This window comes from Pseudooceanicola nanhaiensis, assembly GCF_020171315.1.
Classification (GTDB): Bacteria; Pseudomonadota; Alphaproteobacteria; order Rhodobacterales; family Rhodobacteraceae; genus Pseudooceanicola; species Pseudooceanicola nanhaiensis_A.
Genome location: NZ_JAIUZP010000008.1, coordinates 189084 through 196862 on the forward strand (window position 1 = coordinate 189084; position 7779 = coordinate 196862).

5 protein-coding genes are annotated in these 7779 nt (G+C 71.9%); 1 reads left to right on the forward strand and 4 read right to left on the reverse strand.

Features of this window, described 5'->3' with window-relative positions; genetic code table 11:
• Positions 1-53 precede the first annotated feature (53 nt).
• Genes LCM32_RS15055 through LCM32_RS15070 form a run of 4 tightly spaced genes read right to left on the reverse strand, consistent with a single transcriptional unit; the run spans position 54 to position 6938 of the window.
• Entirely contained in the window at positions 54-917 is an 864-nt protein-coding gene (locus LCM32_RS15055; protein ID WP_224821901.1) for an efflux RND transporter periplasmic adaptor subunit, read from the reverse strand.
• Positions 904-2919 carry a translocase gene (locus tag LCM32_RS15060; RefSeq protein ID WP_224821902.1) on the reverse strand — a complete coding sequence of 672 codons (2016 nt, stop codon included), beginning with the start codon at positions 2917-2919 and terminating at the stop codon, positions 904-906. Before LCM32_RS15060 ends, LCM32_RS15055 begins: the two co-directional genes overlap by 14 nt.
• Entirely contained in the window at positions 2912-5059 is a 2148-nt protein-coding gene (locus LCM32_RS15065) for a peptidase M50 (protein ID WP_224821903.1), read from the reverse strand. Before LCM32_RS15065 ends, LCM32_RS15060 begins: the two co-directional genes overlap by 8 nt.
• Before the next feature lies 1 nt (position 5060).
• Positions 5061-6938 carry an HlyD family efflux transporter periplasmic adaptor subunit gene (locus tag LCM32_RS15070; protein WP_224821904.1) on the reverse strand — a complete coding sequence of 626 codons (1878 nt, stop codon included), beginning with the start codon at positions 6936-6938 and terminating at the stop codon, positions 5061-5063.
• Between the two features lie 127 nt (positions 6939-7065).
• Between LCM32_RS15070 and LCM32_RS15075 the strand changes: the two genes are divergently transcribed.
• Positions 7066-7740 carry a TIGR02466 family protein gene (locus tag LCM32_RS15075; RefSeq protein ID WP_224821905.1) on the forward strand — a complete coding sequence of 225 codons (675 nt, stop codon included), beginning with the start codon at positions 7066-7068 and terminating at the stop codon, positions 7738-7740.
• Positions 7741-7779 lie beyond the last annotated feature (39 nt).

Genomic DNA, 7779 nt, shown 5'->3' on the forward strand with positions numbered 1-7779 from the left:
TTGCATGGCGAACGACCTGTTTCCGGATCGCCCGCCGGTTGTGCGGCCCCGCCTCAGCGCAGGCCGTAGTTCTCTGCCACCCCCTTCACCGGTTCGATCTCGAAGCTGACCGAGCAGCGCTGCCCGGCCGGAAAGGCCCCCTCGGGATTGGGCAGGTCGAGCCGCAGCCCGAAGGTGCCCGAGGTGGCATCGAACACGCGGTCAATCACGCCGACCTGCGCCACGATCTCCTGCCCCTCCGGCTGGCGCAGCGCGACCCGCGCGGCCATCCCGACGGAAAGCTGCGGGTAGTAGGCGGCGGGCAGGAAGGTCTCGACATGCAGCGGGTCGAGGGCGGCAATCTCGGCCACCGCGGCCTCCTGCGTGACGAACTCCCCGGGCTGGAGCAGCCGCCGGGTGACGACGCCGTCCATCGGGCTGCGGATGGTGCGCCGGTCCAGCGTGGCCTGCGCGCGGTCCAGCTCCTGCCCGGCAAGATGCAGTTCGACGCCCAGCCGGTCGATCTCGGCCCGCGCCACCATCAGCTCCGCCTCGGCCTCGTCAAAGGCTTCCTGCGTGGCGGCGCCCCGGTCCAGCAGCTGCCGGACCCGTTCCATCCGCGCCGTGGCAAGCGCCAGCCGCGCCTCCTGCGCGCGCAGCGAGGAGCGGTCCTCCGCCTGTGTCCGTTGCAGCGCAAGGGCGGCGCGCTCCACGCTGTCCTCCAGCCGCGCCACCACGTCGCCCGCCTGCACCACCTGCCCGCGGGTCACCAGCACCTCGGCCAGAACGCCCGTCACCGGGCTGCCAAGGGCAACGATCCGCGCCGGCTGCACAACGCAGTCGAAGGTCTCCTCCGCCCACGCAACGCCGGTCGCGACGGCGCAAAGCCCGGCGAGCAGGACACGGGCCCCGGCCCGCCGCCATTCAATCCGGGACACCGGCATAGGACATCGCATCGTTCAGAACCTCGTCTTGTCGCAACAGATCGGCCCGCATCCGGCGGTGCATCCGCCCGGCGCGGGCCTGCGCCCGGGCAAAGCCGCGGGCCGCAAGGCGCGGGCCGAGGCCCGGCAGGGCCAGCAGGCGCGGATGGGCCCAAAGGGTGGGAAACTGCGCCAGCAACGCATCGTCGAGCGACAGCAGCGGCCGGAACCGCCCCGGATCGCCCTGCCGCCCGGCGCGGCCCGCCAGCTGGCGGTCGATGCGGGCGCTCTCATGCGCCTCGCTCATCAGCACCTGAAGCCCGCCGCGCGCCCGGGCCGCGCCCTGCAGCGCGATATCCGCGCCGCGCCCGGCCATGTTGGTGGCCACCGTGATGCGCCCGGGCTGTCCGGCCTCGGCAATGGTGCGGGCCTCCTCGGCATCCTGATCGGCGGAGAGGACGACATGCGCCACCCCGCGCCGCGTCAGCACCTGCGAGAGCGCGCGGCTGGCCGCGACGGTCCGGGTGCCGATCAGCACCGGCAGCCCCTGCCCCTGCAAGGCCTCCGCCTCCTCGGCCACGCGCAGCCACCTGCGCGTGCTGTCGCGAAGGATCACCGGGCGCTCCATCCGACGTTGCACCGGCCGGTGGGTGGGAATGCGCGCCACCGCCACGCCATAGACGCGCCAGAGCTCCCCCGCGACCTCGTCCAGCGTGCCGGACATGCCCGAGATCCTGTCGTAGCGGCGGAAGAACCGCTGATAGGTCGTCCGCGCCAGCGTCACCCGGCCGCGCGAGGGATCCAGCCCCTCCTTCAGCTCGATGAGCTGGTGCAGCCCTTCCTCCCAGAACCGGTCCGGCATGGTGCGGCCGGTGTTCTCGTCGATGATCTCGATCGCGCCCTCGCGGACGAGGTAATGTTCGTCGCGGCGGAAGAGATGCCGCGCCGTCAGGGCCTTGGTCACCAGTTCCTCGCGCAGCCGCCGGTTGGAGAGCAGCCCCTCCTGCCGCAATGGCCCGTCGAGCCGCGCTAGGCCCCGGTCCGTCAGCTCGATCCGGCGCTCGGCCAGGTCGATGGTGTAATCGCGAGGCTCCAGCCGCTGCATCAGCGCCTCCGCCGTGCGCAACAAGCTCACGTCATGGAGGGCCGGCCCCTCGCCCGACAGGATCAGCGGCGTCCGGGCCTCGTCAATCAGCACGCTGTCGGCCTCGTCGATGATGCAGAAGGCCAGCCCGCGTTGAAGCCCGCCGCCGGGCCCGGCCAGCCAGCTGCGCACCCGGCGCTGAAGCCGCCCGCTGCCGACCGCCGGGTCGATCCGGTCCTTGAGGAAATCGAAGGCCAGCTCCTTGTTCGTGCAATAGGTCACGTCGGCGCCATAGGCGGCGCGGCGGGCCTCGGGGCTCATCCCCGCGGTCACGAGGCCGACGGAGAGGCCCAGCAGGTCATAGACCGGGCGCATCTCCTCTGCATCGCGGGTTGCGAGGTAGTCGTTCACCGTCACCACGTGGACCGGCCGCCCGGTCAGCGCCATGGCAGCGGCGGTCAGCGTGCCGGTGAGGGTCTTGCCCTCGCCTGTCTGCATCTCGGCCAGCTGGCCGCGCATCATGGCCCAGGCACCGCGCATCTGCGCCGGGTAATGCCGCTTGCCAAGCGCCCGCCCCGCGGCTTCGCGAACACAGGCAAAGAGCGGCCCGGCATGGCGCAGCGCCGCCGGATCGCCCCGGGCCGCCGCCTGCCCAAGCTGCCGCGCCCGGGCGGCAAGTGCCGCATCATCGAGCCTGTCGAGACCCGGCGTGGCAAGGGCGACCGCCTGCAGGATCCGCCGCGTGCCCTGCCCGCGCAGCCCCGTCCAGCGGGCCAGCAGCAGCGCCTGCGCGCGGGCCACGGCAAGGTCGGCCCGGCCCTGCCGCGCGGGCGGGGCCTCGAACCCGTACCAGGCGTCGGAGCGCAGGCTGCGCGCAGGCGGGGACAGCACAGGGGCCTTGAGCACAGGGGGAGAGAGCGCCGCGTCAGACATCGAACTGCCTCAGGAACAGCTGTCGCAGGGCGCGGCTCATGCGGTAGGCCAGCGGCTCGCGGCCATGGTCAAAGCGCACCTCGACCCGCTGCCCCAGCAGCAGCGCCTTGGGCGGCAGCGGGACGGCGAGGTCGAATTCGAGGTAGGCATCCAGCGCGGTGCTGGCATTGCCCGCCGTCGGATCCAGCACGATCTGCCCGCCGCCCTCGGTGCCAAGCGCGATGGACGGCAGATCGCGCCGCGCCTTCGGCACATGGCGGATCACCTGCGCGGGCAGGCTTTGCCCCGGGGCATTCACCAGCCGCACCTCGACCCCCTCCAGCCGCCGCCGCACCAGATCGGCGCGGGCCTCGGGCACCATGGTGCGGATCATCGCATCGCCCGGCCGCACGAGGTAACCCACCAGAGCCCCCCGCCCGAGGTAGCCCTGCGAGCGGTCACGCGCCCCGGGCAGCAACAGGTGCCCGGCGGCTGGCGTGACAAGGGTCAGCGCGGCAACCTCCTGTTCGATCCGCGTCAGGGCGGCATTGGCGTGGTCCAGCTGCTCGCGCAGGATCTGGCCCGCGGCCCGGTCGCGCAGGATCTCGCGCTCCAGCCGCAGGGCGATCTCGGCCCGCTGCGCCGCCAGCAGGTCGCGCCGCGCCAGCAGCGCCGCGTTCTCCAGCCGCAGGACCTGCGCGCCGGCGGGCACCTCTCCGGTCACCGCCAGCTCGGCGAGGTAGCCCTCGGTGCCGGTGCGGAGCGCGGCACCCTCCGGCAGGTCGATCACCCCCTCGACCCGCGTGGCATAGGGCAGCGGCAGCAGCAGCGCCCCGGCCACCAGCGCCGCCACGCCCATGCCGCTGACCGCAAGGGCCCGCGGACGCTGCCGGCGCAGCTCCGGCGCCTCGATCAGCCACCAGAGCCCCTTGAGCACCGGGAAGACGAGCGCATTGGCCACCGCCCAGAGGGCGAGCGCCACCCCGAGGAAGAAGAGCTTGGAGGCGATGAAGACGGCGATCCCCACCATGATCGACAGCCGGTAGAGGAAGGCTCCAACCGCGTAGAGCAGGAACCATGTCCGCTCTCCCCGCGCCGTGGCGGGTGAAAAGCTTGCCTTCATTCCGAAGGCGTAGCGCTTGATAACGTGGAAGAAATGCCGGTTCGCCCGCTGGCCGAGGTTGGGGATCTCCAGCAGGTCCGCCAGCACGTAATAGCCATCGAAGCGCAGCAGCGGGTTGCCGTTGAAGAGCAGCGTCGAGACCGATCCGATGAGCACCGCGTTGAAGGCCGCGGCCCGTGCCAGCCCCGGCTCTGCCGCAGCCCAGAAGATCATCGCGAGCCCGGCCACGAACAGCTCCACCAGGATGCCCGCACCGCCCACGACGGCCCGGTGCCACTTGCTGGGAAAACCCGCCGAGGCAGAGGCATCGACATAGGGCACCGGGATCAGGACGAGGAACATCAGCCCCATCTCGTGCACCTCGCCGCCCCAGTTCTTGACGGCATAGCCGTGGCCCAACTCGTGCAGCGCCTTGATCACCGGGTAGACGAGCGCGATCAGCAGCAGGTTCTGCGCCAGGAACACCCGGTCGGCCAGGTCGGCGGTCAGCGGGCCCCAGTTCAGCGCCGCAAGGACCACCCCGGTGAGCACCACCGCCAGCCAGATCACGGCGCCGAACCAGGTGAAGGCCGGGCGGACCAGCGGCATGGTGGCGCTCAGGAAGCGATCCGGGTCCAGCAGCGGCAGCCGCAGCGCCAGCGGGTTGCGCAGCCGCGAGACTAGGTTGCGCGCCTCCGATGTCTCGGCCCGGAAGGCGATCTCGTCGATGTCGGGCGGCAGGTCGCCCGCCAGCAGGTCGGCGTGGTGCAGCTGCGCGAGCAGGCGCAGCGCCTCGTCCTGCGTCGGCGGATCGCCCTCCTCGCCCGCCCAGGCGACGGCGCGTTCCCAGATGTCCTGCATCGTGCGGCGGCCGTCCATGAGGCTGACCATGTGGTTCGCCGCCGGAGCCAGCCGGTGATAGCGCCCGGTCTGGTCGTCCTGCACCACGTACCACGTGCCCCCGCGCAGCACCTGCCGGTAGATCCGCGCGTGGCTGCGCAGCCGGGGCCGCATCGGGGCGACCCGGAACCAGAGCGGGCTGAACACTGATTGTGCCATCTCAGCCCACCCAGCCCCACCATGTCAGCCGCGCCCAGTCGGCGAGGTCGCGGGTCCAGATGCGGATCATCAGCTGCTCGGCGGTGTCCACCTTGGCCACCCCCTGCATCCCCGGCCCGAGGTCCGCGCCGGGATCGTCCAGAACCGCCTCGACCCGGAAAGTGTTGCGGCCCTCGGCGGCTTCGGCCACGGGGGTCACGGCGGTCACCTCGAACGGATAGGCGGTGCCCGGCAGCGCAGTCACCACCAACTCGCCGCGCTGCCCAGGCGCGATCTCGGAGATCCGGCTTTCCGGCACCTTCATCACCACCCGGTAATCCCCCTCCGGCGCGATTTCGTAGAGGACGGTGCCCCGGGTGACGGAGCCGCCGATGTTCTGGCTCTGATCGCCGGCCACCACCACGCCGTCGAAGGGCGCAGTCAGCCGGGCACGTTCCAGCGAGGCGTCGATCATGCGCAGCTGCGCGTCGGCCTGCGCCACCTGCGCGCGGATGATCTCGGCCTCGGCGCGGTTCTGCTCGCCGATGGCGCGGTCGTATTCCAGCGCCTTCTGGCGCCGCTCGGCCATCCAGCGCAGCCGCTCCAGCGTCAGGTCGCGGTCATCCATCTCGGCCAGCAGTGCGCCCTCGGCCACCCGGTCGCCCGCGCGCACCGGGGCCGTGCGCAGGAAGCCGTCGAAGGGCGCCACCAGCACCCTTTGCACCGCGCCCTCGACTCGGGCGTCGGCGGCGACGCGGTAAGGCGCGGTCCATGTGGCAAAGAGCGCGGTCAGCCCTGCAAGCGCCAGAACCGCCAGCTTGCGCCCGGCATGGCCCGGCCCGAAAAGCCGGGTGAACTGGTGCCCGACACTGTCGAAGACCTTGAAGATCAGCCACTTGTCGTTCTGCCGCTTTTCCCAGAGCACCGGCCCCACAAGGGCGGCGGCCAGATCGAGGAAGGCGATCTCCTCCTCCGAGTAGGGCCGTTCCTCCGGCCGCTCCACGGTGATCGCGCCGTGGTAGAGATCGCCCACCATGACCGGCAGCGTCACCACCGCCGAGGGCCCGTGCTGCCGCGCCAGCACCGCCTGCGCACGGGTGGCGTTCAGTTCGGCCGCGGGGGCCGGATGGGTCAGCACCGCCCGCTGGTCCAGCGCCTCGTCCATGGCGGCGGCGACGTGCCGGGTGAGGCTCATGCGGCGGCCGAACTCGGCGGAATGGGATACGGCCACCACCTGCGTGCGCCCGCGCCTGCGAAAGCCGAGCGAGACCCGGTCCGCCCCCACCGCCTGCGCCAGACGGGTGACCGCGCCGATGGCGGCGCGGCGGGCCTCGTGATCCTGCATCGCGGCGGCAAAGATATCCTGTGCGGCCTGCACCCGGGCCTCGCGGCCCCGGGCCTGCCGGTGCTGCTCCAGCAGCAGGGCCTCGCGCAGCCACGGCGCACCCCAGGCAAGCGCGCGCCCGGCCCCGCGCAGCCGCTGCGGCGTGGCCTCGGCCAGACGCAGCAGCGCCACCGCGGCCACGGCGCCGCTCGGCAGGGCGACGGGATGCGCAAGGCAGGCCGCCCGCGGGGCCTCTGCCGGGCGGATCACCACGGGCGCCCCGCTTTCGGCGCAGCGCTTGAGCAGCTCCGCCTCCTCGCCCACAGGGTCCTGCCGGGCGAGGGCCTGCCACTCCGGCGTGCCCGAGGACCCGCGCCGCAGCCAGTAGACCGCGCCGCCTTCCGCCGCCGCCTGCCGCATCTGGACCTGAAGCCACGGCCCCGCCACGGCCTCCATTCCCTGCGCCTGCGCCAGCCTGTCCCAGGCGGCATCCTGCATCCGTGCCGCATCGCCCGCGGTGCGGGCCGGAGCGGCAACAGCCGCGCCCCGGCGATGGCCCTGATCCTGGATGGTCACGCGGTGTCCTCCCTGCCGCAGCCCCATACCGGGATACGGCTTTCAACCTGTCGTTGCATCTTGTCGGAGCTTTGCATGGCCGCTACGCTTCTCCCAAGAGGGAATTCAGCGCAGCGGAGGATCGCGCATGGCAGAGGACATCCCCGGGGAGGACCCGCAGGCCATCCCCCCCGACGCCCTCAAGCGGGAATTGTACTTTCCGACGTTCGTCTACTTCCGCGACTTGACCGGAGCGCCCGCGCTGAACGCGGCGCTCTTGGCGTCGATCCACGCCGAACGGCAGCGCGATCAGGAGGGGCTTGAACGGTCCAACGTGCGCCAGCTCGGCGGCTGGCACAGCCGGAACGACCTCAACGCCGATCCCGCCTTCGCGGGCCTCACCGCGCAGATCGAACGCACGGCCGCCGAGATCGGGGCCGATCAGCGCCTTGCCGAGGGTTGGCCGCTTGCGATCGACAACATGTGGGCGATCATCAATCCGCCCGGCAGCTACAACAAGACCCATATCCACCCCGGCTCGATCTGGAGCGGGGTCTATTACATCCAGGCCCCCACGGGCGCGGGCCGGATCAGCTTCACCGATCCCCGGACGGTGCAGCTGATGTCGAACACCCGCCACGCCCCCGGCCAGCTGCCGGTGGAGCAATGGACGGATGTCTACTACGACCCCCTGCCCGGCCGGCTGATCATCTTTCCCAGCTGGCTCTACCACGGGGTCGAGATCAACAGCGCCACCGAAACCGGCGACGCCGGGGAGCGCGTGATCATCAGCTTCAACCTGTTCCAGAAGAAAGTGGGCTGAGGCCAGCCCCGACGCTCCGGTCCCCGACCGCTGCTGTGC